At 69.0% G+C, this 23,623-nt stretch carries 26 protein-coding genes; 4 read left to right on the forward strand and 22 right to left on the reverse strand.

Features of this window, described 5'->3' with window-relative positions; translation table 11 throughout:
* Positions 1-23: 23 nt before the first annotated feature.
* The 10 genes from rpsO to BC358_RS18370 all read right to left on the reverse strand — a co-directional run bounded on the left by rpsO (position 24) and on the right by BC358_RS18370 (position 10,491).
* Positions 24-290 carry a 30S ribosomal protein S15 gene (gene rpsO / locus BC358_RS18325; RefSeq protein ID WP_066150048.1) on the reverse strand — a complete coding sequence of 89 codons (267 nt, stop codon included), beginning with the start codon at positions 288-290 and terminating at the stop codon, positions 24-26.
* Positions 291-420: 130 nt separating this feature from the next.
* Positions 421-1,599, reverse strand: a complete 1,179-nt coding sequence (locus tag BC358_RS18330; RefSeq protein WP_079366937.1) for a pyridoxal phosphate-dependent aminotransferase — start codon at positions 1,597-1,599, stop codon at positions 421-423.
* 15 nt (positions 1,600-1,614) lie between these two features.
* The gene (locus BC358_RS18335; protein WP_079366938.1) at positions 1,615-2,904 is read right to left on the reverse strand and encodes a branched-chain amino acid ABC transporter substrate-binding protein; all 1,290 of its coding nucleotides are present in this window, start codon (positions 2,902-2,904) and stop codon (positions 1,615-1,617) included.
* A 120-nt stretch (positions 2,905-3,024) separates the two neighbouring features.
* Positions 3,025-4,116 (reverse strand): tRNA (adenosine(37)-N6)-threonylcarbamoyltransferase complex transferase subunit TsaD, encoded by a 1,092-nt coding sequence (gene tsaD / locus BC358_RS18340; protein WP_079366939.1) that lies wholly within the window; start codon positions 4,114-4,116, stop codon positions 3,025-3,027.
* A 25-nt stretch (positions 4,117-4,141) separates the two neighbouring features.
* Complete coding sequence (locus tag BC358_RS18345) at positions 4,142-4,834, reverse strand: Crp/Fnr family transcriptional regulator (RefSeq protein ID WP_066150037.1); 693 nt, start codon at positions 4,832-4,834, stop codon at positions 4,142-4,144.
* 70 nt (positions 4,835-4,904) lie between these two features.
* The gene (locus BC358_RS18350; protein WP_079366940.1) at positions 4,905-6,755 is read right to left on the reverse strand and encodes a nitric oxide reductase activation protein NorD; all 1,851 of its coding nucleotides are present in this window, start codon (positions 6,753-6,755) and stop codon (positions 4,905-4,907) included.
* A complete protein-coding gene (locus BC358_RS18355; RefSeq protein ID WP_079366941.1) occupies positions 6,755-7,708 on the reverse strand; it encodes a 4Fe-4S binding protein in 954 nt (317 codons plus the stop codon). The genes BC358_RS18350 and BC358_RS18355 overlap by 1 nt, the downstream gene beginning before the upstream one ends.
* Before the next feature lie 52 nt (positions 7,709-7,760).
* Positions 7,761-8,573: a CbbQ/NirQ/NorQ/GpvN family protein gene (locus BC358_RS18360; RefSeq protein ID WP_066150027.1), complete on the reverse strand. Its 813-nt coding sequence runs from the start codon at positions 8,571-8,573 to the stop codon at positions 7,761-7,763.
* Positions 8,574-8,591: 18 nt separating this feature from the next.
* On the reverse strand, positions 8,592-10,043 hold the full coding sequence (locus tag BC358_RS18365) for a cbb3-type cytochrome c oxidase subunit I (RefSeq protein ID WP_079366942.1): 1,452 nt from the start codon (positions 10,041-10,043) through the stop codon (positions 8,592-8,594).
* A gap of 13 nt (positions 10,044-10,056) precedes the next feature.
* The gene (locus tag BC358_RS18370) at positions 10,057-10,491 is read right to left on the reverse strand and encodes a cytochrome c (RefSeq protein WP_066150021.1); all 435 of its coding nucleotides are present in this window, start codon (positions 10,489-10,491) and stop codon (positions 10,057-10,059) included.
* A gap of 109 nt (positions 10,492-10,600) precedes the next feature.
* Here BC358_RS18370 and BC358_RS18375 point away from each other — a divergent pair, with 109 nt between their 5' ends.
* Together BC358_RS18375 and BC358_RS18380 are read left to right on the forward strand one after the other, a co-directional pair.
* Entirely contained in the window at positions 10,601-10,933 is a 333-nt protein-coding gene (locus BC358_RS18375) for a metal-sulfur cluster assembly factor (RefSeq protein WP_066150018.1), read from the forward strand.
* Between the two features lie 83 nt (positions 10,934-11,016).
* Complete coding sequence (locus BC358_RS18380) at positions 11,017-12,027, forward strand: hypothetical protein (protein ID WP_079367119.1); 1,011 nt, start codon at positions 11,017-11,019, stop codon at positions 12,025-12,027.
* Here BC358_RS18380 and BC358_RS18385 read toward each other — a convergent pair whose 3' ends face one another.
* From BC358_RS18385 to BC358_RS18435, 11 genes are all read right to left on the reverse strand, one after another.
* Positions 12,028-12,303 (reverse strand): cytochrome C oxidase subunit IV family protein, encoded by a 276-nt coding sequence (locus tag BC358_RS18385; protein ID WP_079367118.1) that lies wholly within the window; start codon positions 12,301-12,303, stop codon positions 12,028-12,030. It lies immediately after the preceding gene.
* Positions 12,304-12,317: 14 nt separating this feature from the next.
* The gene (locus BC358_RS18390) at positions 12,318-12,893 is read right to left on the reverse strand and encodes a cytochrome c oxidase subunit 3 (RefSeq protein WP_256861577.1); all 576 of its coding nucleotides are present in this window, start codon (positions 12,891-12,893) and stop codon (positions 12,318-12,320) included.
* A complete protein-coding gene (locus tag BC358_RS18395; RefSeq protein WP_256861589.1) occupies positions 12,890-14,419 on the reverse strand; it encodes a nitrite reductase in 1,530 nt (509 codons plus the stop codon). The genes BC358_RS18390 and BC358_RS18395 overlap by 4 nt, the downstream gene beginning before the upstream one ends.
* A gap of 70 nt (positions 14,420-14,489) precedes the next feature.
* Positions 14,490-15,719, reverse strand: coding sequence for a heme d1 biosynthesis radical SAM protein NirJ (nirJ, locus tag BC358_RS18400; protein ID WP_079366945.1), 1,230 nt, complete (start codon positions 15,717-15,719; stop codon positions 14,490-14,492).
* 5 nt (positions 15,720-15,724) lie between these two features.
* Positions 15,725-16,207 carry an AsnC family transcriptional regulator gene (locus tag BC358_RS18405; RefSeq protein WP_079366946.1) on the reverse strand — a complete coding sequence of 161 codons (483 nt, stop codon included), beginning with the start codon at positions 16,205-16,207 and terminating at the stop codon, positions 15,725-15,727.
* The gene (locus tag BC358_RS18410) at positions 16,194-16,694 is read right to left on the reverse strand and encodes an Lrp/AsnC family transcriptional regulator (RefSeq protein ID WP_066149994.1); all 501 of its coding nucleotides are present in this window, start codon (positions 16,692-16,694) and stop codon (positions 16,194-16,196) included. The genes BC358_RS18405 and BC358_RS18410 overlap by 14 nt, the downstream gene beginning before the upstream one ends.
* Positions 16,678-17,703, reverse strand: a complete 1,026-nt coding sequence (locus BC358_RS18415; protein ID WP_079366947.1) for an Lrp/AsnC family transcriptional regulator — start codon at positions 17,701-17,703, stop codon at positions 16,678-16,680. The genes BC358_RS18410 and BC358_RS18415 overlap by 17 nt, the downstream gene beginning before the upstream one ends.
* Before the next feature lie 15 nt (positions 17,704-17,718).
* Positions 17,719-18,912, reverse strand: a complete 1,194-nt coding sequence (locus BC358_RS18420; RefSeq protein WP_079366948.1) for a cytochrome D1 domain-containing protein — start codon at positions 18,910-18,912, stop codon at positions 17,719-17,721.
* Positions 18,909-19,256 (reverse strand): cytochrome c, encoded by a 348-nt coding sequence (locus BC358_RS18425; protein ID WP_079366949.1) that lies wholly within the window; start codon positions 19,254-19,256, stop codon positions 18,909-18,911. The genes BC358_RS18420 and BC358_RS18425 overlap by 4 nt, the downstream gene beginning before the upstream one ends.
* Positions 19,257-19,271: 15 nt before the next feature.
* Complete coding sequence (locus tag BC358_RS18430) at positions 19,272-19,586, reverse strand: c-type cytochrome (protein ID WP_079366950.1); 315 nt, start codon at positions 19,584-19,586, stop codon at positions 19,272-19,274.
* Positions 19,587-19,741: 155 nt separating this feature from the next.
* On the reverse strand, positions 19,742-21,469 hold the full coding sequence (locus tag BC358_RS18435) for a nitrite reductase (RefSeq protein WP_079366951.1): 1,728 nt from the start codon (positions 21,467-21,469) through the stop codon (positions 19,742-19,744).
* Between the two features lie 237 nt (positions 21,470-21,706).
* Between BC358_RS18435 and cobA the strand changes: the two genes are divergently transcribed.
* Together cobA and BC358_RS18445 are read left to right on the forward strand one after the other, a co-directional pair.
* On the forward strand, positions 21,707-22,549 hold the full coding sequence (gene cobA, locus BC358_RS18440) for a uroporphyrinogen-III C-methyltransferase (RefSeq protein WP_066149978.1): 843 nt from the start codon (positions 21,707-21,709) through the stop codon (positions 22,547-22,549).
* Positions 22,550-22,632: 83 nt separating this feature from the next.
* Complete coding sequence (locus BC358_RS18445) at positions 22,633-23,328, forward strand: substrate-binding domain-containing protein (RefSeq protein WP_079366952.1); 696 nt, start codon at positions 22,633-22,635, stop codon at positions 23,326-23,328.
* A 34-nt stretch (positions 23,329-23,362) separates the two neighbouring features.
* Here the strand turns inward: BC358_RS18445 and BC358_RS18450 are convergent, their stop codons facing one another.
* Positions 23,363-23,617 carry a hypothetical protein gene (locus BC358_RS18450; RefSeq protein ID WP_079366953.1) on the reverse strand — a complete coding sequence of 85 codons (255 nt, stop codon included), beginning with the start codon at positions 23,615-23,617 and terminating at the stop codon, positions 23,363-23,365.
* Positions 23,618-23,623: the final 6 nt, after the last annotated feature.

The raw sequence follows: 23,623 nt of genomic DNA on the forward strand, positions 1-23,623 counted from the left end.
CGCGTGTCACGGCAAGCTCAAGATTACTTGCGCAGACCCAGCTTGGCGATCAAGGCAATGTAGCGGTCGGCATCCTTGGACTTGAGGTAGTCCAGCAGCTTGCGGCGGCGGCTGACCATGCGCAGCAGACCGCGGCGACCGTGGTGGTCCTTGGCGTGCTGCTTGAAGTGGGGGGTCAGTTCGTTGATGCGTGCGGTCAGGATGGCGACCTGCACTTCGGGGCTGCCGGTGTCGTTGGCAGCACGGGCGTTGTCGGCCACCACAGCGGCCTTGACGGTTTTTTCGATCATGGTGATTCCAGTCTGGTTACGTGCGACCCGCCGCAGCCAGCCGACCTTTCCCTGGAGAAATCCGGCCGCCACAACGGGCGTGAAGATGCCACCCGGATCGGGCGACAACCGCGCATTATAGACCAGTGGGTCAGGCTGCAGTGCGCAGCCAGTGGCGCAGGCGCTCGGCGCCCTGGGCCAGGCGCTGCGGGTCGCGGCTGGCAAAACACCAGCGAAGCCAGCCCGCGGCTTCCGGCCCGAAGGCGCTGCCCGGGGCCAGCCCCAGCCCCGCCTCCCGCACCAGGCGCTTGGCGGTGGCGAGACAGTCGTCCTGGCCTTCGAGGCGGAAAAAGGCGTACATGCCGCCCTTGGGCTCGGCCAGCTGCACGCACGGGATCTCGCGCAGCAGGGGCACCAGGGTGTCCCGGCAGCGTTGGAGATGCTTCACCAACCCGGGTGTCACCTCGTCACCGCGCTGCAGCGCCACCGTGGCGGCGCGCTGCACGAACACGGGGGCACAGGAGGTGTTGAATTCGATCAGCTTGCCGACCGGGTGCGTCAGCGCCTTGGGCAGCAGCAGCCAGCCCAGGCGCCAGCCGGTCATCAGGAAGCTCTTGGAAAAGCTGTGGGCGACGATCAGCCGGTCATCGGGCTCGGCCACGTCCAGGAAGCTCGGCGCCGCACCGTTGGCCGTGTCGCCGGCGAAGTACAGGCGTTCGTAGACCTCGTCGGCCAGGACCCAAGTGCCGGTGCGGCGGCAATGCGCCAGGATCGCGGCCTGCTCGTCGCGGGTCAGCGTCCAGCCGGTCGGGTTGTTGGGCGCGTTGAGGATCAACAGCTTCGTGGCCGGTGTCACCGACGCCAGGAGGGCGTCCAGATCCATCACCCAGGCGCCATCGGCGGCCACCGTCAGCGGCACGGTGCGCACCCGGGCGCCCATGATCTGCGGCTGCGCCACGAGGTTGGGCCAGGCCGGCGTGACCACCACCACCTCGTCGCCCGCCTCCACCAGCGCCTGGGACGCGAGCATCAGGCCATTGACGCCGCCCGAGGTGACGGCGATGCGGTCGAACCAGTGGTCGGTGGCCAGTTGCGGGTGCAGGGTGTGGGTGTAACCGGCGATGGCGTGGCGCAGTTCGGGCAGGCCGAGGTTGTGGGCGTAGAAGGTTTCGCCCACGTTCAGCGAGGCAATCGCCGCCTCGCGGATGAAGTCGGGCGTGACCTCGTCGCTCTCGCCAAACCAGAACTTGAGCACGCCATCCAGGCCCATGCCCGCATTGGCCACTTCGCGAATGCGCGACTCTTCCAGACTCTCCACCACCGGCCGCATGAACGCTCCAATCAATCAGGGACGTGCCATGTTACAGCTGTGCGGCATCTCGGCCTGCTGGGGCGTGAGCTGGCGGATGACGCGGAAGCCGTAGCCCGAGCCCTCGACATCGAACTTCACACCCGGCGCGCCCTGCCGGTCCATCACGGCCACGGCCAGCGGCTGCTGGAACTGGTGGTCGGCCGCGCGCATGCGGGCGGTCTGGCCCGCCAGCGTGACCTGGGCCTTCTCCAGCTGGGCAGCGATGTCGGCCGCCTTCACCGAGCCGGCCTTCTCGATGGCCTGCGCGAGCGCCTCGATCATCAGCTGCATGCGCATGTGCACGTAGTCGTCGGCCGGGCTGGGAAAGCGCTGGCGGAACGACTGGTAGAAAGCCTCGGACTCGCGCGTCGGCACATTGGGAAACCAGTCGGCCACGGCCACCACCCTGCCGATGCCGGCGTCGCCCATGGCCGCCGGGGCGCCCAGTGCGTTGCCGTAGAAGGTGTAGAAGCTGCCTTCGAAACCGACCTCGCGGGCGGCCTTGACCAGCAGGGTCAGGTCGTTGCCCCAGTTGCCGGTGAGCACGGCCTGCGCGCCGCTGGCCTTGATCTTGGCGGCGTAAGGCGCGAAGTCCTTGATGCGGGCCATGGGGTGCAGCTCGTCGCCGACGATCTTCACGTCCGGCCGCTGGGCCGCCAGTTGTTGGCGCGCCTCGGCGAGCACCGCCTGGCCGAAGGAATAGTCCTGGCCGATCAGGTAGATGCCTTTCAGCGCCTTGTCTTCCCTGAGCACGCTCATCAGCGCGCCCATACGCATGTCGGCGTGGGCATCGAAGCGGAAGTGCCAGTAGCTGCACTTGGCGTTGGTCAGCAGCGGGTCGACCGCCGAGTAGTTGAGGAACACCACCTGGCGCGCGGTGTCGCGCTCGTTGTGCTTGTTGATGGCGTCGATCAGACCGGCCGCTGCGGCCGACGAATTGCCCTGCGCGACGATGGTGATGCCTTTGTCGACGGCCGAGCGCAGGCCCGAGAGCGCCTCTTCGGTCTGGCCCTTGCTGTCGAAGCGAACCACCTCCAGAGGCCGGCTGCCCCCTTGCGAGGCCGGCAGCTTCACGCCGCCGCGCGCATTGACGCGCTCGGTGGCCCAGACCAGGTTGCGGTACACCGCCTCGCCGGCGTTGCCCACCGGGCCCGAGAGGCCTTCGATCATGCCGATGCGGATGGGCTCGGCCGCAGGCTGCGCCCAGGCGCTGGTGCATGACAGGGACGCCGCGAACAGGGCGGCCAGGGCGCCGCGGCGCGAGAAGTGTTCAGTGAATTGCATATTGGTGGGCTCCGTGGTTCACCGCCGCAAGGAGTCACCTACGCGACAGATTGATCGCAGTCTAATTCATAATTACAGAGGCTACCCCACCCGGGTATGGCACGGGTTCGGGCGGAAGGATCAGACGGCGGTGTCGGCCGACAACTCGGCCAGTGGCCAGCGTGGGCGCACGTCGAAGTGGTAGCCCCCCGGCGCCAGATCCGCCAGACCGGCCTGCACGCGCAGGCCTGCGGCCAGGGCGATCATGGCGCCGTTGTCGGTGCACAGGTGCAGCTCGGGGTAGTGCACGCGGACCTTGCGCCGGGCGCAGGCGGCGTTGAGCTGCTCGCGCAGCCGGCTGTTGGCGCCCACGCCACCAGCGACCACGAGGCGCTGCAGGCGGGTCTGGTCGAGCGCCGCGAGCGACTTCTTCACCAGCACGTCCACGATGGCGGCCTGCGCGCTGGCGGCCACGTCGGCCTTCTGCTGCGCCGTCAGTGGGTCGGCCAGGTGGCTGGTGGCCGGGCCATCCGGGTGCGCCTGGGCCAGGCGTTTGACCTGGGTGAGCACCGCCGTCTTGAGGCCGGCAAAGGAAAAGTCCAGATCGCCGCTGTGCAGCAGCGGCCGTGGCAGCTTGTAGGCCGCCGGGTCACCCAGCTGCGCCAGCTTCGACAGCGCCGGCCCGCCCGGGTAGCCCAGGCCCAGCAGCTTGGCCGACTTGTCAAACGCCTCGCCAGCGGCGTCGTCGATGGTTTCGCCCAGCAGCTCGTAACGCCCCACCCCGTCCACCCGCATCAGCTGGGTGTGGCCGCCGGAGACCAGCAGCGCGACGAAGGGAAACTGCGGCGGATCGGCGCTCAGGAAGGGCGAGAGCAGGTGGCCTTCGAGGTGGTGCACGCCGATCACCGGCTTGCCCAGGGCCATGCCCAGGGCGCAGGCCACGCCCGAGCCCACCAGCAGCGCGCCGGCCAGACCGGGTCCTCTTGTGTGGGCGATGGCGTCCACCGCCGACAGCGGCAGTCCGGCCTGGGCCATGACCGCGTCGGTCAGCGGCAGCACGCGGCGGATGTGATCGCGGCTGGCCAGCTCGGGCACCACGCCGCCGTAGGCCTGGTGCATCTCGATCTGGCTGTGCAGCGCGTGACCCAGCAGGCGCGGCGTGGCGTCGCCACTGGCGTCGACCAGGGCGACACCGGTTTCGTCGCAGGAAGACTCGAATCCGAGAATCAACATAGGGCGGCGAGTGTACGGGCCACCTTCACTGCAAGGGGTAGCGGCTCAAGCGCTGGGTGTCCAGCAACCGGATCTCGCGCTTGTCGACCTCGATCAGGCCCTGGTCTTCCAGTTCGCGCAGAACCTTGGAGAAGTACTCCGGCGTCATCGACAGGCGCGAGGCGATGGAGGCCTTGCTCACCGGCAGCAGCACGCTGGCCGCGGCCTCGCCGCCCTCTTCGGGCAGGTCGCGCATCAGGTAGCCGATCACGCGCTCGACACCGCTGTGCAGCGAATAGGCCTGCACGTCGTTGACCAGGCCGTGCAGGCGGCGCGAGAGGCCCGCGAGCATGCGCATGCAGAACTGCGCGTCGCCCTGGATCTCGTGCATCACCGCCGCGCGCGACACGCTCAGCAGCAGGGTGTCGGTCAGGGCCTGGGCGTTGATGATGTAGGGCCGCTGCATGAACATCAGCGCCTCGGCGAAGCTGTTGCCCGGCCCGACGAGCTCGATGATCTTTTCCTGCCCGGCCGGCGAGATGGCGAACAGCTTGACCTGGCCCGCCACGGTGACATGGAACTCGTCGCAGGGGTCGCCGATGCGGAAGATGTCGGCGCCACGCGCGAACTCGCGCAACTGGGCGCCCTGGGCCAGGCGCTGCAGCTCGGGCGCCTGCATCTCCTGGAACAGGGGCAGCATCGAGAGGTAGCGCGGCAGGTCGAAGCGGGACAGGTCCATGGAAACAGGCGGTCGGGTCGGTGGAGCCACCGACTGTAGCCGCGAACCGCGACCAGAACCGGACAGCCCTTCAGGCGGCACGGGCCATGAAGCGCTGGTGGACCGCCGACAGCTTGTTGACCAGTTCCTGCGGACGCCGCACCAGCGCGTAGCCCTGGTCGCCAAACAGCGCGGGCAGGTAGTCGTGGGCGGTCTCGTCGATGGTGATGCAGAACGGCAGCAGACCGGCCGTGCGCGCGGCCTGCACCGCGTGGCGCGTGTCCTCCAGGCCGTAGCGGCCTTCGTACACGTCCAGGTCGTTGGGCTTGCCGTCGGTCAGCAACAGCAGCAGGCGCTGGCGTTCGGGCCTCTCGGCCAGCCGCGCGGTGGCGTGGCGGATGGCCGCGCCCATGCGGGTGTAGTAGCCGGGCTTGATGGCCCCCACGCGGTCGCGGGGCCGTGACCCCCAGGCCTCATCGAAGCCCTTGAGCTGGTGGATGCGCACGTTCTGCCGCCGCACCGAAGAAAAGCCCAGCATCTCGAACGGGTCGCCGCTGGCGGAGAGCGCCTCGCCGAACACATAGAGCGCGTCGCGGATCACATCGATCACACGCGCGGTCTGCGTGGCGTAGGCGTCCGTGGACAGGGAGAGGTCGGCCAGCAGCAGCGTGGCCAGGCTGCGCTCGCTGCGCACCCGGCGGCTGAAGACCGCGGGCGACTCGCTGCGCGGGGCGGCCGCCGCTTCCACGGCGTGGCGCACCCAGGCGTCCAGGTCGAGCTCGTCGCCTTCGGGCTGGGCGTGCAGGCGGCCCATGCCACCGCGCAGCACCTCCATGCGCCGGCGCACGCGGCGGGCCGTGACCTTCAGGGCCGGCGGTGGCGAAAAAACCGGTGGCTCGGCCGTCACCAGGGTCTGCAGCGCACAGTGGTCTTCGATCAGCTGCCCGCGGCGCCAGTCCCACTCGGGCAGACGGATGCCGGGGCCGAGCGGCCGGTCGTCGGCGGCGGCGCTGGGCAGGTCAAGGTCGAACTTCACGCGCGAGGCCGTGGTCTGTCCGTCGGGCGCGATCGCGAGCACATCCATGTCATTGGCCGCGGCCAGCGCATTGCCGTCGTCGTCATCGTCGCTGGCGCGGTTGACCTTGACGAACTCGCCCCAGGACAGGATGGATTCGGCGCGGAAGAACATCATCAGCGGCGCCTTGTCGCGTTCGTCGGCCACCGTCTGCGCACGGCGGCGGCGCGCGTCCTGGGTGGTGGCTGGGCGCTCGGCGCCCGATGCCTCGGGGTCCTGGTCGCGCGCCACCGGCGCGGCGGCGGCTGCGGCCGTGGTGTCCAGCCAGAGCCAGACCGGCGCCACCTCGTCGGGCCGAACATCGCCGACCGGATGGCCGCCCACGGGTTCATCGTCCTGCCCGGCCAGCGCCTGCTGCACCCGGCGCTCGGCCTCGGCGGCTCGGCCGCGCAGGCGCGAGGGGGCTGGCCGCAGTGCGGTTTCGGCAGCCAGCAGCTGGGTGTGGCGTTCGGCCAGACCGGGGAAGGTGGCCAGCGCACGCTGCGTGGCGCGCCGGTTGTCGGCGATCCAGTCGCCGCTGGGTTCGATGTGGGCGGCCAGCGCGGCCAGCCACAGGTAGAGCGCGCGGTTGAGCGCCGGGTCGGCGTGCACGGCGATCACCGGCGGCAGCGACAGCGCCTCGGGTTCCAGCCGGCCGGTGGCCGCGTGGGTGCCGGTGCCGGCCACGCGCTGCAACCAGTCGCGGGCGCCGCCCACGCGGGTCTCGGCCGCGGGCGCCACCCGCACCGCCGGTGCGCCGCCTGCGGCGCGGAACATCAGGTGCAGCGTGCGCTGCATGTCGCCGAGGGTGACCGCGGCCGCATCGTGCTGGCGGTGGGCCGCGCGGCGGATGAAGCGGTCCCACTGTTTGCCGACCCACTCTTCCATCAGACGTTCCTTTCGAGGACGGCGGCCGCTTCGCGCTCAGCCTTGCGTTGGCGCAATGTTTCGCGCACCGCGTCGGCGCCGACCTTCCATTCCAGCAGCGGCTCGCTCTTTTGAGCGGTCCGCGTTTCTTCACACGAATCCAGGCACTGGCCGCATTGCACGCACGAGAACATCATGCGTTTGATGTTGCGCGGGTGCAGGCGCATGGGGCAGCCGTTGTCGCAGGCCGAACCCTGCGGATAGGTGGCGGTGGTGCAGGTGCGGCAGTCGCGGGCGTTGTCGCGGTCAAACGCCACCACCATGCCCTTGGGGTTGGCCATCCAGACCAGGCTCTGGAACAGGCCCACCGCGCAGCCGAAGCGGCAGAACAGGTGGCGGGCGAAGGCGAATTCCAGCGTGAAGATGAGCGAGCCCGCGCCCAGGAAACGCGCCTGGTTGGGCGTGAGCGTGCCGCTGAACAGGCCACCCCAGATCTCGGCCGGTGGCAGCAGGTAGGTCAGCAGCGTGATGGCCCATAGGAAGCCGAACACGGCGCAGAGCGTGAAGAACACCGGCCACCAGCGGGCCGAGGGCTGGACGCCTGCGCGCCGGGTGCGGTGTTTGTCCCAGATGCTGAGCTTGCCGCAGGCACGGTGCAGCGCGGTGTTGAGCGTTTCCACCAGCGTGAAGTGCGGGCAGAGCCAGCCGCAGTAGAGGCGGCCGTACTTCCAGGCCACGCCCAGGAAGGCGACGATCAGCACGATGGCGGGCAGGAAGGCCCTGACGAAGATCTGGATGGCGGCCTGGTTGGCGCTGATCTCGCCGGCGCGGAAGGCGTCGATGCCCAGACTCCAGCGCTGGCCCAAGACCCAGAGCTGGGCCTCGTGCAGGTCGAAGCGCAGCAGGTTCAGTGCGGGGGCCAGCAGGAACAGGGCGAAGAAGCCGAGCTGGAAGAAGAGGCGGCGGCGCTGCATGTTTGTGTGGCAAACGAGGAGGAAGGCGCAGCGCCGCCGCTGCAAACGGAATTCAGGTGCGGGTTCCGAGGATGGCGACCACCACCTCGTCGAGCGCGGCGGCGGTCTCGAAGTCGTCGGTCAGCGCGTCGACGATGGCCGAGCGGCAGGCCACGTGCAGCGGCAGGCCGCTGGCGACCAGGCGCGCCGCCATCACCAGCAGGCGCGTGCTCACGGTTTCTTCGAGGTCGTGGTCGGTCAGGCGGCGCAAGGCCTGCGCCAGCGTCACCAGGCGTTCTGCCAGCGCAGGTTCGACACCCGCCTCGGCCACCACGATGCCGCGCTCCACGTCGGGCGCGGGGTAGCCGAAGGTCAGCGCCACGAAGCGCTGGCGCGTGCTGGGCTTGAGGCTCTTGAGCAGGTTCTGGTAGCCGGGGTTGTAGCTGACCACCAGCATGAAGCCCTGTGGCGCCACCAGCTGTTCGCCGGTGCGTTCGATGGGCAGCACGCGGCGGTCGTCGGCCAGCGGGTGCAGCACCACGGTGGTGTCCTTGCGGGCCTCGACCACCTCGTCGAGGTAGCAGATGGCGCCGCTGCGCACCGCGCGGGCCAGCGGCCCGTCGGCCCACACCGTGCCCTGCTCACCGATCAGGTGGCGGCCGACCAGGTCGGCCGCGCTCAGGTCGTCGTGGCAGCTCACGGTGATGAGTGGCCGGCCCAGGCGCGCGGCCATGTGCTCCACGAAGCGGGTCTTGCCGCAGCCGGTGGGGCCCTTGATCAGCACCGGCAGGCGCTGGCGGAAGGCGTGCTCGAAGAGCGCGACCTCGCCGGCCTGTTCGGCGTAGAACGGGGCATTCACCAGATGCTGCTGTTCACTGTGGTCCATGACCGTGTCCTCGTTCCATCAGGCGCGTTGTGCGGGACGGGCACCGAGCACGCCACCACCTGCGCCGGTCTTCACGGTGTCGGCGCGCACCGGCTCGCCACCGATGAAGAAGCTGGCGAAGTACAGCAACTGGCCGAGCAGGAAGATCACGCCCCCGGCGACGCGGGTCCAGTAGAAGAAGGCCAGCTGGTCCTGCGTGGCCATGAAGCCCATGGCGCCTTCGGTGGGCATGCGCTGCAGCCAGACCTGGAGGATGCCGGCGCCGGTCAGGGCCAGCACCATCACGGACATGCCGATGGTCATGACCCAAAAGCTCCACATCTCGGCGGACTGGGCCTTCTGGCTGTTGGCGATGCGGCCGCGCAGCGTGGGCATGGCGTAGCTGATCAGCGTGATGACCACCAGCACATAGGCACCGTAGAAGGCCAGGTGACCGTGGGCGGCGGTGATTTGCGAGCCGTGGGTGTAGTAGTTGACCGGGCTGAGCGTGTGGATGAAGCCCCACAGGCCGGCGCCCAGGAAGCCCATGACCGAGGTCCCCACGGCCCACAGCACGGCGGCCTGGTTCGGGTGTTCGCGGCGGCGGCGCTGCACCATGTTGAAGGCGAACACCGTCATCATGAAGAACGGAATGGGTTCCATGGCCGAGAAGATCGAGCCGATCCACTGCCAGTAGCCGGGCAGGCCGATGAAGAAGAAGTGGTGGCCCGTGCCCAGGATGCCGGTCATCAGCGCGAAGGCGATGATCACGTACAGCCACTTGTCGATCACCTCACGGTCCACACCGGTGGTCTTGACCAGCACATAGGCCAGCAGCGCGCCCAGGATCAGCTCCCACACGCCTTCCACCCAGAGGTGGACGACGAACCACCAGTACATCTTGTCGCGCACCAGGTTGTGCGGGTTGACGAAGCTGAACAGGAAGAAGATCGCCAGGCCCCACAGGCCCATCAGCAGCACCACCGTGATGGCGGTCTTGCGGCCCTTGAGCACGGTCATGGTGATGTTGAACAGGAAGGCCAGCGCCACGATCACGATGCCGATCTTGGTCGGCAGCGGCTGTTCCAGGAACTCGCGGCCCATGGTCTCCAGCAACTGGTTGCCGGTGAGTTCGGCCAGCTTGGCGTAGGGCAGCGTGAGGTAGCCGACGATGGTCAGCGCTCCGGCCGCCAGGAAGACCCAGAACAGGATCTTCGCCAGCAAGGGCGAATACAGCTCGGTTTCGGATTCCTCCGGCACCATGTAGTAGGCCGCGCCCATGAAGCCGAACAGCAGCCACACGATGAGCAGGTTGGTGTGGACCATGCGGGCCACGTTGAAGGGGATGTAGGGGAAGAAAAGATCCCCGATCACGTACTGCAGGCCGAGGGTGATGCCGAAGATCACCTGTCCGGCGAACAGCACCATGGCGGCGATGAAGTAGTTCCTGGAGACCGACTGGCTCTGGTACTTGAGTGTTGCGATGGTCATGGTGCTTCTCCGGTCAGCCTTCGATGTTGGGCGGCCACTTCTCGGTGTTGATCTCGCCGGTCCACTTGAGGAACTCGACCAGATCGTTGAGCTGCTGCTCGTTCAGGTCGAACTGCGGCATCTGGCGGCGGTGCGGCGCCCCCGTGGGCATGGCCTTCATCCAGCCCTTGATGAAATCGCCACCACGGCGCTTGTAGACGTTGCCCAGTTCGGGGGCGAAGTAGGCGCCCTCGCCCAGCAGCGTGTGGCAGCCGATGCAGTTGCGCGTCTCCCAGATCTTCTTGCCCGCCACGACGGCGGGTGTGATCGCCTGCGCGTTGGAGCGCTCGGGGATGCGTTTCTCGGTGTCGAACACGATCACCGCGAAAAGCAGCGCGAAAAACACGCTGCCACCGTAGAACATGTTGCGGGCGGTCTGTTTGGTAAACCCGCTTTGCGTCTGGCTCATGGAAGCCCTCCATCACTGGTTGATGGCGCGTATCCTCCTGTTTTGCTCGGGTATCGTCCTTGAACTGGTTCAAGGATGGGGTCACAAGGCCCGTTCACAGTGAGGTTCCATGGACACAAAGACCGATACGAACGCACCGGGCGCCGACCTGCACAGCGCCGTCATGGCCGCCCTGGCCACCGTGGACGACCCCGAAATGGGCGAGAACCTGGTGGACCTGGGTGTGGTCGGTGAGGTGCGCATCGACGGCGCCTCGGTCGCCGTCACGCTCATTCCCACCAGCGCCACCTGCCCCATGGCCGATGTGATGGTGGACGACGCCCTGACCGCCGTGCAGCGTGTCTGCCCGCCCGGCACCACGGTGGACGTGCAGATGGACTGGGACACCGAGTGGTCGCCCGAGCGGCTGGCGCCGGCGCTGCGGGCGCGCTTCGGATGGTGAACCCGCCCCCCAGGCCACCCCGCCCTGCGCGCCCGGCCGAGCCTCCGCCCCTGCCCCGCTGGGCCGTCGGTCTGGCCGTGCTCATGGCCATCACCAACCTGCTGGGCGCCGTGGGTGGCGGCCTGGTGCGCCTGGGCAGCCTGCCCGCGCAGGGCTTCGGCCCCACCGGCGCCCACGCCATCACGGCCCACGGCGCGGTGATGATGGCCGGCTTCTTCGGCGCCCTGATCGCGCTCGAACGCGTGGTCGCGCTGCGGCGCGGCCTGTGGGTGCCGGTGCTGGCGGCCCTGGGCGGCTGGCTGGCCTGGGGCGTGGGCCAATGGACCGCTGCGGGCGTGCTGTGGGTGGCCTCGGCCGCCGGGCTGGTGTGGCTCTACGCCTGGGCCGGATCGAACCGCGCCATGTCGCTGCCACTGGCGGTGGAGGCCTCGGGTGCGCTGGCCCTGCTGGTGGCCAACGCCGCCTTCGCGATGGGCCAGATGGACGCCGCCCGCATCGGCTGGAGCGCCTTCCTGGTGCTGACCATCGCCGGCGAACGGCGCGAACTCACGCGGCTGGTGAAGCTGCCCGGCTGGGCCTCGCAGGCGTTTCTGCTGGTCTGGGCCGGCTCGGTGGCCGCCGTGCTGCTGGCGCTGTGGCAACCCGGTGTGGCCGCGGTGCTGTGGTGGACCACCATGGCCCTGCTGGCCGCCTGGCTGCTGCGCTGGGACGTGGCCACGCGCCAGTGGCGCGCCAAAGGCTGGGCCGGCCACACCGCCATCTGCCTTGTCTGCGGCTACGTCTGGCTGGCGACGGGGTCGGTGCTGGGGCTGATGGGCCAGACCGTCGCCTGGCACGCGCTCTGGCTGGGTTTCGTCATGGCCATGGTCTTCGGCCACGCCCCCATCATGCTGCCGGCCCTGGCCGGCTGGCGGCCCGAACCCACGCGCTGGGCGCTGCTGCCGCTGGCGGTGCTGGGGGTGAGCCTGGCGCTGCGGGTGGTGGCATCGGTCACGGGCTGGGCGGATGGGCTGGCGGCGGCAGGCGCGGGCCACGCGCTGGCGTTTGTGCTGTTTGGCGCGGTGATGGTGCGGGCGGTGCGGCGGGGGCGCTGATCAGACGCGCAGGCCCACGCTGACCACGGCGATCAGCCCCAGCACCACCACCAGCCAGCCCATCACCAAGCGCCGCCACAGCGCCGGGGCGCTCCGCAGTTCCATGTAGTCCAGCGCGATCAGCGCGCCCTTGAGCGCCGAGAGCGCGAGCACGGCGAGTGTCGCCACCGTGCCCAGATGCTGGCCACTGACGGCCGCGCCCTCGCCCAGCCACCAGCTGGCCAGGGTGGCGAGCGCGAGCAGCGCGAAGATGGTGTCGGCTTTGTTCAGTCGCATGTTCTTCACAGCCTTCAGCGGATGACGTAGACCAGCGGGAACAGCACCATCCACAGCAGGTCGACCATGTGCCAGAACACCGCGCCCGAGGCCGGGCCCATGTGGTTGGCCCGCCCGTAGGTGCCGGCGCGGGCCTTGAACCAGAGCACGGCGAACACGATGGCGCCCACCAGCACGTGCAGGTAGTGGAAGCCGGTGAGCAGGGTGTAGAGCAGCGTGAACGAATCGGTGGCCCAGTCGAACCCTTGCTGCACCTTGCCCGCGAACTCGTGGGTCTTGACGACCAGGAAGCCGATGGCGCCCGCCAGCGCGGCCAGCAGCCAGTGCGCGCCCGCCCGGCCCTGGTCCGCTTCAAAGCAGCGCACCGCGCGCACGGCGGCCCAGCTGGCCGCCACCAGCAGCAGGGTGTTGAGGGCCCCGGTGTGCAGGCTCAATGCGGCCTGGCCGGGGCCGAACACCTCGGGTTGCAGGTGGCGGGTGACCGCGAACGAGACGAAGAGCAGACCAAAGGTCAGCAGCTCGGCCAGCACCAGCAACCAGACCACACCGTCGCCGGCCAGGCGCGGCTCATGATGAACCGCCGACGTCAATGCGAGGTGCCCTCGGAGCGCGTGATCTTGTTCCATACGTTGTACTTGCCCACCGGCTTGCTCATGGGCAGGCGCTTGACTTCCTTGAAGGTGGCGGCGTCGTAGACGATCAGCGCGCCGTCCATTTCCCAGACGCTGGCCAGTGCGTACTTGCCGTCCTTGGTGAACTCGATGTGGGCCAGGGTCTTGCCGGGCTCCTTCACCGTGGCCACGGGCTGCAGCGTGGTCTTGTCGATGAGGGTCATGGTGTCCTTGGCGGTCGGGCTCATCATCGAGTCGGTCCAAGCATAGCGGCTGTTCTCGTGGCTGCGCATGAAGAAGCCCGGACCGGGCGTGGGGATGGTGGCGACCGGCTTCCAGGTCTTCATGTCGATCACGTCGATGGCGCCGCCTTTCAAATTCGGAGAGGCCAGCACGGTGCTGCCGTTCCACGCAAAGGTGATGCCCGAGCCCAGGTGCGGCATGCCGGCGATGGGCAGGTCGGCGATCTTGCGGCGCACGTCGAGGTTGACCACCTGTGCGGTGGCGGCGCCGTCGCCGGTTTTCGGCCGTGTGGCCCCCAGCACATGGCGGTAGCTCTGGTCGAAGAAGAAGTCGTCCAGCGGCTCCTCCAGCGGCGTGCGGCGCACACCCAGGAAGCCCGGTTTGGCAATCGCCTCGCCCATCTTGTAGTCGTGCACGAGGCCGTCGTAGATCGGCGCGGCCTTCGGGTCGTAAGAGATTTCCCAGAGCTCGGGAATGTCCTTGAGCGCCACCACAAAGCTGTTGCGTGGCGTGGCGTCGTACACCGCCGAGACGCGCGATGTGGCCTTGCCGTCCAGCGTGGCTGCGGCGTAGGTCTGCCGGAGGTTCAGGTCGGCGTCGAACAGCACCACGCTGTGCGGCAGGTAGTTGGCGGCCATGACCCATTGGCCGTCGCCGCTCACCGCCACGTTGCGCATGTTCAGGCCGGCGCGCACCTCGGCCACCACGCGCAGGCGCCAGAGGTCGTACTTGGTGATCCAGCCGTCGCGCGAGCCGAAGAACACGTAGCGCCCATCGGGCGTGAACTTGGGGCCGCCGTGCAGCGCGAAGCGGCTGGCAAAGCGGGTGATGACCTCGAACCGGTCGCCGTCGAGCAGGCTGATGTGGTGGTCACCCCCTTCGACGACCACGAACAGGTTCATCGGGTCGGCGGACCACAGCGGCTTCGCCGGCTCGCCCTTGGGCACTTCGTTGAAGGTGCGCGAGGCGCGGATGTCGGCCTCGGTCCAGCGCGGTGCAGGCAGCACCGGGGTGCGGATGTGGGCCGCCAGCGCGCTGATCTCTTCGGCGCTGAGCTGCTGGGCAAAGCCCGGCATCTGCGTCGCGGGGCGGCCGTGCTGGATGACCTTCAGCGCCTCGGCCGGGCGCAGGCGCTCCAGGCTTTCGGGCAGCAGGGCCGGGCCCATGGCGCCGGTGCGCTGCTCGCCATGGCAGGCCGCGCAGTTCTGCTGGTACAGGGCCTTGGCGTCGATGGTCTGCGCGCCGGCCATGTCCACGCCCATCCAGCACAGGCCCAGCACCAGCGCGGCGCGTGCGGTGTTGGCCAGACGTTCGGTCCAGCGGTTCGCGGGTTCAGACATGGTCCACCTCCTTCATCAGGATGGTCGTGCGGTGGGTGGACGCCGTGGCGTCACCGGCCGGCAGACCGATCTCTTCGTCGCTCAGGTAGCAGCCCGGGTCCTCGGCCCAGGCGTTGCCGGTCAGCTGCTGCGCCCGCGTGCGGGTGTTGCCGCCGCAGATGGCGAAGTGCTGGCATTTCGCGCAGCGCCCTTCCACCGGGCGCGGGCTGGCCTTGAGCCCGGCCATCAGCGGGTCGGACGTGTCCATCCAGATCTGCGAGAACGGCCGCTGGCGCACATTGCCCAGGGCATGGTGCCACCACATGGTGTCGGGGTGGACCTCGCCGAGGTTGTCGATGTTGGCGACGTTCACGCCGCTGGCGTTGCCGCCCCAGGCCACCAGGCGTTCGCGCAGGGCCTCGGTCCAGCGCGGGAAGCGCTGCGCCACCCACTGCAGCAGGTAGGGGCCGTCGGCGTCGTTGTTGCCGGTCACGTACTCCTCGTCCAGACCTTCGCAAGCGGCCTGCCAGGCGCGGTCGTAGAGCCGGTCCAGCGCGTCGCGGGTGGACTGGAACTGCGCGTCCTTGCCGCGGTGGATGTTGCCGCGGCCCGCGTAGTTCAGGTGCGAGAAATAGAACTTGTTGACCCGTTCGGCGCGCATCAGGTCGAGCAGCGGCGCGAAGTCGTGTGCGTTCATCGCGGTCATGGTGTAGCGCAGGCCGACCTTGACGCCGCGCTCGCGCAGCAGGCGCACCGCCGCCAGGCTGCGGTCGAAGGCGCCTTCAAGCCGGCGGAACTTGTCGTGCGTCTCGCGCAGGCCGTCCAGGCTGATGCCCACGTAGTCGAAACCCTGCGCGGCGATGCGGTCGGCCATGGGCGCGTCGATCAGCGTGCCGTTGGTGGACAGGCCGGTGTAGAAGCCCATGCGTTTGGCGCGCTCGGCGATCTCGAAGAGGTCCGGCCGCATCAGCGGCTCGCCACCCGAGAGGATGAGCACCGGCACGCGAAACGCCTTGAGGTCGTCCATCACCGTGGCCACCTCGTCGCCGCTCAGTTCACCCGTGTAGTCGTGGTCGGCCGAGAGTGCGTAGCAGTGTTTGCAGGTGAGGTTGCAGCGTCTGATGAGGTTCCAGATCACGACGGGTCCGGGCGGCGTGCCCGACCCGCGGCGGCTGGCGGCGGGCCACTGCCCGGTCTGTTCGGCTTGCGCGAGTTCGCGCATGTACTGGCTGATGCGGAACATGGTTCTCAGCTTTCGGAAATCCGCAATCCTGTCTTCTTGAGGATGGCGGTGGAATAGAGGATGTCGTGCGCGCGGCAGGCGCCGCCGAGCAGCGCCGCGACCTGCTGCGCCTGGGCCTCGACCTCGTCGCGCGAGCGGCCGTGCAGCATGGCGAACAGGTTGTACGGCCAGACCGGCGGCTTTCTCGGGCGGCGGTAGCAGTGGCTCACGAAGGGCAGCTGGCCGATGCGTTCGCCGAGTTCGTCGACGCGTTCGTCGGCCACGTCCCACACGCTCATGCCGTTGGCGGTGAAGCCCAGGCGGTAGTGGTTGGGCACGGCGCCAATGCGGCGGACCAGGCCTTCTTCCAGCATGGCCTGCAGGCGCTCGCGCACCTGTTCGCCGCTGATGCCCAGCGCCGCGCCCACGGCCTCGTAGGGGCGGGGCACCAGCGGCAGGCCCGACTGGGTGGCGCGGATGATGCGGCGGTCCAGTTCATCCAGGGACATGGTGGCCTCCGGGCAGCAGGGGCAGGCGCAGTTCGACAAAGAACTCGCGCTCCTTGGGAAAGGCGTAGACCGGCAGGCCGGTCATGGCCTCGATGTCCTGGGTCACGCGGTCCACCTGGTCGGCGTGTTCGACCGCGATCACGAACCACATGTTCAGCGGCGTGGCGCCGGGCTGGTCGGGGTGGGCCGACTCGCGGCGGTAGTTGTGGGCGATCTCGGGCATCGCCCCCAGCTGCGCGGCCACCGCATCGAAGCGCTCCTCAGGCACGGCCATGGCGGCCAGCACGAAGCGGCCACCGGCGCGTTCGATCTGGAACAGCGGACCGAAGCGCGTGAGGTCGCCGTGCGCCAGCAGGCGCTGCAGGCGGTCGATCAGCATGTCCTCGGTGCAGCCCAGTGTGGCGGCGACCTCGGCAAAGGGCCGGTCGCAGAGCGGAAAGCCTCCGTGCAGGCGGTCGATCAGGCGCAGGTCATCGGGCGAAGCCATGGGGCACCTCCGGCAAAGGGGCTGCGGCGGGCGCGACGCTCCAGCCGCGGAAGCGGCGTGCGCCGGTCTGCTTGAAGCGGCGGGTGGAGAACAGCACCTCGCGCGGATGGCTCGCCAGACCGGCGGCGTGGGTCACACGCTCGATCACGGCCATGACCGCCTCGCGGTTCGTGCCGTGCACCATCGCGTAGAGGTTGTAGGGCCAGCCCTCGGCGCGCGTGCGGCGGTAGGCCAGGGTCACGCCCGCCTGTTCGGCCAGCGCCTGGCCGCAGGCGTCCACGCGCTCGTCGGGCACGTCGAACACCGTCATGGCGTTGGCTGAAAAACCCAGTTCGTGGTGGCGTACCACGACACCGAAGCGCTTGAGCCGGCCCTCGGCCAGCCACTGCCCGATGCGCTCGGTCACACCGTCCTCGTCGCCACCGAGTTCGTAGGCCCACTGGGCATAGGGGCGCTCCACCAGCGGCAGGCCGGCCTCGACGCGGCGCGCGAGCGGCCACTGGCTGGAGGGCAACGGCGCGAGTGAGGCCACGGCGGCGGTGGCGCGCATGGGCTGGTGCGCGGTGTCGCCGCACAGATCGAAGCCCAGATCGATGCGGTAGGGCCGGACCATGCGCAGCCGCAGGGCGGGCAGCCCGGTGGCGTGCTCCAGCGCGCTCACGCCCATCTCGACGGCGTGCCGGTCGGCGCCGGTCATCACGAACCAGAGGTTGTGGTGATGTTCGCGCAGGTAGTTGTGGTTCACGCCCGGATGGGCCGAGACGGCGGCGGCCACGGCCTCGATGCGGTGCGGCGGCACGGCCATGGCGGCCAGCACCGCATCACCACCGCTGCCGTGGGCGAACACGCCGCCGATGCGGCTGATGCGGCCATCGTCCTGCGCGGCCTGCAACTGCGCCAGCACCTCTTCCCGGTCCAGTCCGGTCTGCGCTGCGAGCACACCGAAGGGATCGCGGCACAGCGGGAAGCCGTGCTGCCAGTCGTTGAGCAGGCGCAGGTCGGCGTTCATCGCGGCGTCCACGGCTCAGAACCCCATGCGCGCGGCGCGCGAGGTGAAGAAGATGCCACTGGGCGCGGGCACGTCAAGCCGCGCGCGGGTGGCGAAGGTCTGCGTGTCGATCACGCTCACGCGGTTCTCGTCGCGGCTGCTGATCCACACGGTGTCGCCACGCGGCGTGAACTCCATGTGCAGCACGGCCTTGCCCGGCTCCAGGGTCTGCACGATCTGCTGGCGCTGGGTGTCGATGACCTGCACGCGGTGGTAATCGGGCACCGAGAAGTTGACCCAGACCTGGCGGCCGTCGGGCCGCGCCATCACGAACACCGGCTGGCCGGCGACCGGGATGCGGCCGACTTCCTGCCAGTTGTCGGTGTCGACCACCAGCACCTCGTGCCGGCCGATGGCGGGCAGGTAGGCGCGGCGCCCGGCCACGGCCCAGCCGCGCAGGTGCGGCATCTTGTAGACCGGCAGCGGCTCCTGGCCCTTGCCGTAACCGCCGAGGATGCGGCGCACCTGGGGCTGGTCGGCCCAGAGGTCGACCATGGCCAGACCGTCTTCGCCGAACAGGCCGGCGATGTAGTGACGGCCATCGGGCGTGACCAGCGCGTCGTAGGGCTGGCGGCCGATGCCGTCGAATTTCTGTGTGGTGACCTTCTTCGGGTCCGAACAGTCGGTGACCCAGATCGCGTCGGCGTCGAACAGGCTGTAGGCGAAACGCCGGCCCGGCAGGTCGACGAGGCCGACCACGCGGGACAGCTTGCCGGGCGCGTATTCGGCCGGAATGTCGGCGACAAGTTCCAGTGTGCGCGCGTCGAACACCTTCACGCCGCCGGGCGTGTAGTTCTGCGCCGCCACCAGGGTGCCGTCGGCGCTGATGGCGCCACCGATGGAGTTGCCGGCCTGCATCACGCGCTTGGCAATCCGCTGAGTGAGCAGATCGACCATGGTGAGCGCGCCGTCGCGCCCGAACACATAGGCAAAGCGCCCGTCGCGCGAGAACACCACCGAGGCGTGCGAGAGGTCGCCCAGGCCGGGCACCTCGCCAATCAGCGCGCGGGTGGAGGTGTCCACCAGATACAGCGTGCCGTTGGCGCGGCCGATGACCACGCCCAGGTCGCCGGTGCCGCGCAGCACGGGCGCGGCGCAACCGGTGAGGCCGCCCACGGCGGCGATGGACGAGAGGGTGGCCGCAGCGGCCAGCCATTCACGGCGCTTCATGGCGTTTTCACCACTTCTTCAGGAAAGCCCTGCTGCAGGCGCAGCGCGATCCAGCGCGCCTCGGGCTCGCTGAGCATCGCCTTCCAGGGCGGCATGGGGGTGCCTGGCCGGCCGTGGAAGATCACGGCGGCCAGGCTGTCGAGGGGAAAGTCGGCCAGGGCCTCGCGCGTCAGCGCCGGGCCGAGGCCGCCGGTCAGGCGCATGCCGTGGCACGAACCGCAGTCCTGCCGCACCATGCGCACCAGCTCCCGCGAACGCGAGGCCTCGGGCGAAGGCTCCGACTGCGCGAAGGCCAGCACAGGCCCCAGCAACAGCGCGGACAGGATGGAAGCGGTACGCAGCACGGCAGGCCTCCCGGATCAGGACTTGAGGATCACCGCGATGGCGTCCTTGAGGTCGGGGTCGGCGATCTTGTCGGGCCCGTTGGGCGACATGGGGATGGGGCCGAACACGCCGGACCCGCCCTTGCGCACCTTGTCGAACAGCTTGGCCGTGACATCCTGGCCCTTGTACTTGGCCGCAATGTCCTTGAACGAAGGCCCGACCAGCTTCTTGTCCTTGGCATGGCAGGCCATGCACCCGGCCTTGTTCATGGCCGCCTCGCCGTCGGCGAAGGCAGCGCCGGAACCCAGCGCAAGCACAGCAGCCGCTACAGCAGAAACAAACACTCTCATGAAGTTCTCCAGAAGAAAAACAACGAAGACGAAATGACTTCACCCAGGGGCCCCGCGGAACCGGCTTTGCCGGGTCGCAGGGGCCGTCCCCCCTCGAAGCGCCGCAGGCGCGCCACGGAGGGGGGAAGCCGCGTCAGCGGCGCAGGGGGGTGCCCTCAATACACATCGTGTTGGGTGTTGTGCACGTTGAAGTGCCCGGTCGGCGTGATCAGGCGCGGGTCCTTGATCACGGCCTTGAGCTTGAGCGTCTTGTCGTCCACGATCACCAGCGCGCTCTCCTTGTTCTTGGCGCTCCACACCGAGAACCAGACCTCGTCGCCGGCCCGGTTGAACTCGGGCTGCACGACGCGCTTGGCGCCGTCGTCCTTGATGCCCGCCCAATCGGCGATCGGCAGCACGGTGTAGCCCTTCTCCAGGTTGTCGATGTCGTACACCGCGACCGATTGCGAGATCTTCGGATCGGGGTTGAGCGGGGTGTCCGAGTACAGGTGCCTGCTCTTCGGGTGGCTCTTGATAAAGAGCGCGCCGCCGCCCTGGCCCTTGAGGGTCTGCACCACCTTCCAGGCATTCTTGGGGTGCTTGACCGGGTCGGTGCCGATCAGCGAGATGGTCTCGTCGCCCAGGTGGCCGGTGGACCACACGGGCCCGTAGGTCGGGTGCACGAAGTTGGCGCCACGGCCCGGGTGCGGGATCTTGCCCACGTCGATCAGCTTGGTCAGCTTGCCTTCCTTCAGATCCACCGCCGCGATCTTGTTGCTGTTGTTGGCCGCCACCATGAAGTAGCGCTTGGTCGAGTCCAGGCCGCCGTCGTGCAGGAAGCGCGCGGTGCCGATGGTGGTGACCTTGAGCGCATCGATGTTGGAGTAGTCCACCAGCAGGGTCTGCCCGGTTTCCTTCACGTTCACCACGAACTCGGGCTTGTAGTGGCTGCCCACGATGGAGGCCACGCGCGGCTCGGGGTGGTACTCCTGCGTGTCGACCGTGTTGCCTCGGGTGGCCACGATCTTCAGCGGCTCCAGCGTGTCGCCGTTCATGATCACGAACTGGGGCGGCCAGTACGAACCGGCGATCGCGTACTTGTCTTCAAAGCCCTTGAACTTGCTGGTTTCGACCGAGCGCGCTTCCAGGCCGGTGCGGATCTCGGCCACGTTGTCGGGCTTCTCCATCCACAGGTCGATCATGTTGATCTTGGCGTCGCGGCCGATCACGAACAGGTAGCGACCCGAGGCCGACAGGCGCGAGATGTGCACCGCGTAGCCGGTCTTGACGATGTTGATGATCTGCTTGGTGTCGCCATCGATCAGCGCCACCTCACCCGTGTCCCGCAGCGTGGTGCTGAAGATGTTGGTGATGTTGTAGTTGTTCATCTTCTTCGTCGGCCGCTTCTCGGGCGGGACGATCACCTTCCAGGTGGCCTTCATGTCGGCCAGGCTGTATTCGGGCGGCGTGGGCGCGTCGTGCTGGATGTAGCGCGCCATCAGGTCCACTTCCTTCTCGCTCATCTCGCCGCTGGTCTGCCAGTTGGGCATGCCGGCCGGGGAGCCGTAGGCGATGAACACCTTGAGGTAGTCCGTGCCCTTGCCGATGGTGATGTCGGGTGTCAGCGGTTTGCCGGTGGCGCCCTTGCGCAGCACGCCGTGGCAGCCGGCGCAGCGCTCGAAGTAAATCTTGCGTGCGGTGTCGAACTCGGCCTGCGTCATCGGCGGCGCCTTGGGATTGGTCGCCTGGTACATCGGCTCGTTGACCAGCGGCGATCCGCCGGCCTGGTAGTTGGCTTCCGCCGGGCTGAGCTTCTTGTCTGCAGCCGCCTGCGCGAACGCGCCGGTGCCGATCAGTGCCGCCATCGCCAGCATCGTCAGGCGAATCGTGGTGCGGGATCTCATGATGTTCTCTCTCCGTCGTGGAGCAGCGTTTGAAGTGGCCGTCCCTGGTGGGGCGCTGTGCCCGCTCGCCCGGCTGCTGTCCATGGCCGATGCGAGCAGGCACATGCTCTGCCCGGTCACAGGCGTTGTCCTTGAACTGGTTCAAGGACGGTCCTCCGTCGCGTCCGAACAATGGGCCTCACAACAACGGACGTCCCGGCGATGCAGCCGGGCCGCCATCCCACGACGGAGCGAGTCATGAACCTGGTCAACCTGATCACCCCCGCGCGGACCGCCGATGCCGATGGCTGCGCAGCGCCTCCGGGCACGGTGACGCTGGTGGGCGCGGGCCCGGGCGACCCGGATCTGCTGACGGTGAAGGCGGTGAAGGCCCTGCAGGCGGCGCGGCTGGTGCTGTACGACCACCTGGTCAGCCCGGCGGTGCTGGAACACCTGAGCCCCGACGCCGAGCGCATCTATGTCGGCAAGGAAAGCTCGCGCCACACCCTGCCCCAGGCCTCGATCATCGAACTCATGGTGCAACTGGCGCGCAGCGGCCGCTCACTGTTGCGGCTCAAGGGCGGCGACGGCTACATCTTCGGCCGCGGCGGCGAAGAGGCCCAGGCCCTGGCCGCCGAGGGCATTCCGTTCACCGTGGTCCCCGGCCTCACGGCCGCTCAGGGTGCCGCGGCCTCGGTCGGCATTCCGCTGACCCACCGCGACCACGCCTGTTCCCTCGTGCTGGCCACCGGCCACCTGCGCGACGGCCAGGGCCTGGACATGGACTGGGCCATGCTCGCGCGCCCGCGCCAGACCGTGGTGCTCTACATGGGTGTGAACAACCTGCCCGAGATCTGCCGCCAGCTGATCGCCCACGGCCTGTCGCCGCAGACGCCAGCCGCACTGGTCGAGAAGGCCACCCTGCCCGACGAACGCTGCATCACCGGCACGCTGGCCGAGCTGCCCGCGCTGGCGCTGCGCCACCAGGTGCGCCCGCCAGCGCTGATCATGGTCGGCGGGGTGGTGTCGGTGCGCGCGCAGCTGGTGCCCTCAGCGCCCCCGGTCGCAGCGGCGGCCGCGCCGGTCCATGCCGTGGCCTGATAACAGAAAGAACGCGCGGACACGGGTCAGACGAGAGTGGCTTTGATACGCTGGCGGGCTCCGCCCACGAGCCCTTTGCCGCCATGCCGACCACTTCCCTGACCCTGATCTCTTCCATGGCCACCAAGGCCCTGCTGGCCGACCTGGTGGCCGCGTATTCGGCGCAACAGCCGGACACCATGGTCGCCGTCACTTCGGTCGGCGGCGTCGACGCGGCCAAACGCGTCGTGGCCGGCGAGGCCTTCGACATCGTGGCCCTGGCCTCGGACGCGATCGAGAAGCTGGCCGTCAGCGGCCACGTGGCGGCCGACAGCCGCACCGACATGGTCCGCTCGGCCGTGGCCGTGGCCGTGCCGGCCGGCACCCCGCACCCGGACATCGCCACCGAAGCCGCGCTCAAGGCCGCGGTGCTGGCCGCGCCCACGCTCGGCTACTCCACCGGTCCCAGCGGTGTGCAACTGGCGAAGCTGTTCGAGCGCTGGGGCATTGCGCAGCAGATCGCACCGCGCATCGTCACGCCGCCGCCAGGCACCTCGGTGGCGTCGCTGATCGCCAAAGGCGAGGTTGCGCTGGGCTTCCAGCAGCTCAGCGAAATGACGGGGGTTCCGGGCATCGACGTGATCGGCGGTCTGCCCGAGGCCGTGCAGATCGTCACCACCTTCTCGGCGGCCCGCGCCACCGTGAGCACCCAGGCCGGGGCCGTGCAAGGCTTCCTTGACTTCCTGGCCAGCCCGCAGACCGCCGACCTCAAGCGCCGGCACGGCATGACGCCGGCCTGACAAGGGCTTCGGCCGCCCCCCGGGCGCGGCGCGGTCAGGGGGTGGCGGCGGCGCGCTGCTGGAGCGCCCAGTAGGCCAGCCCCATCGACGTGTCGGCGGCAACACCGCCGCCCAGGGTTTCCGGCAGCTTGGGATACACGCCGTCGTAGTTCACGATGGCAATCGCGTCCTCTGGCCGCCACAGGCCTTCGGCCGCAATCGCGTTGTAGGTCGCCTGAAAGGCGGCCAGCCAGTCCGGGCTGGTGCTGAACGCATTGCTCGCAAACCAGATGAAGGGCCGGCCGCGCACGTGGGT

It is taken from the genome of Hydrogenophaga sp. H7, assembly GCF_002025745.1.
Classification (GTDB): domain Bacteria; phylum Pseudomonadota; class Gammaproteobacteria; order Burkholderiales; family Burkholderiaceae_C; genus Hydrogenophaga; species Hydrogenophaga pseudoflava.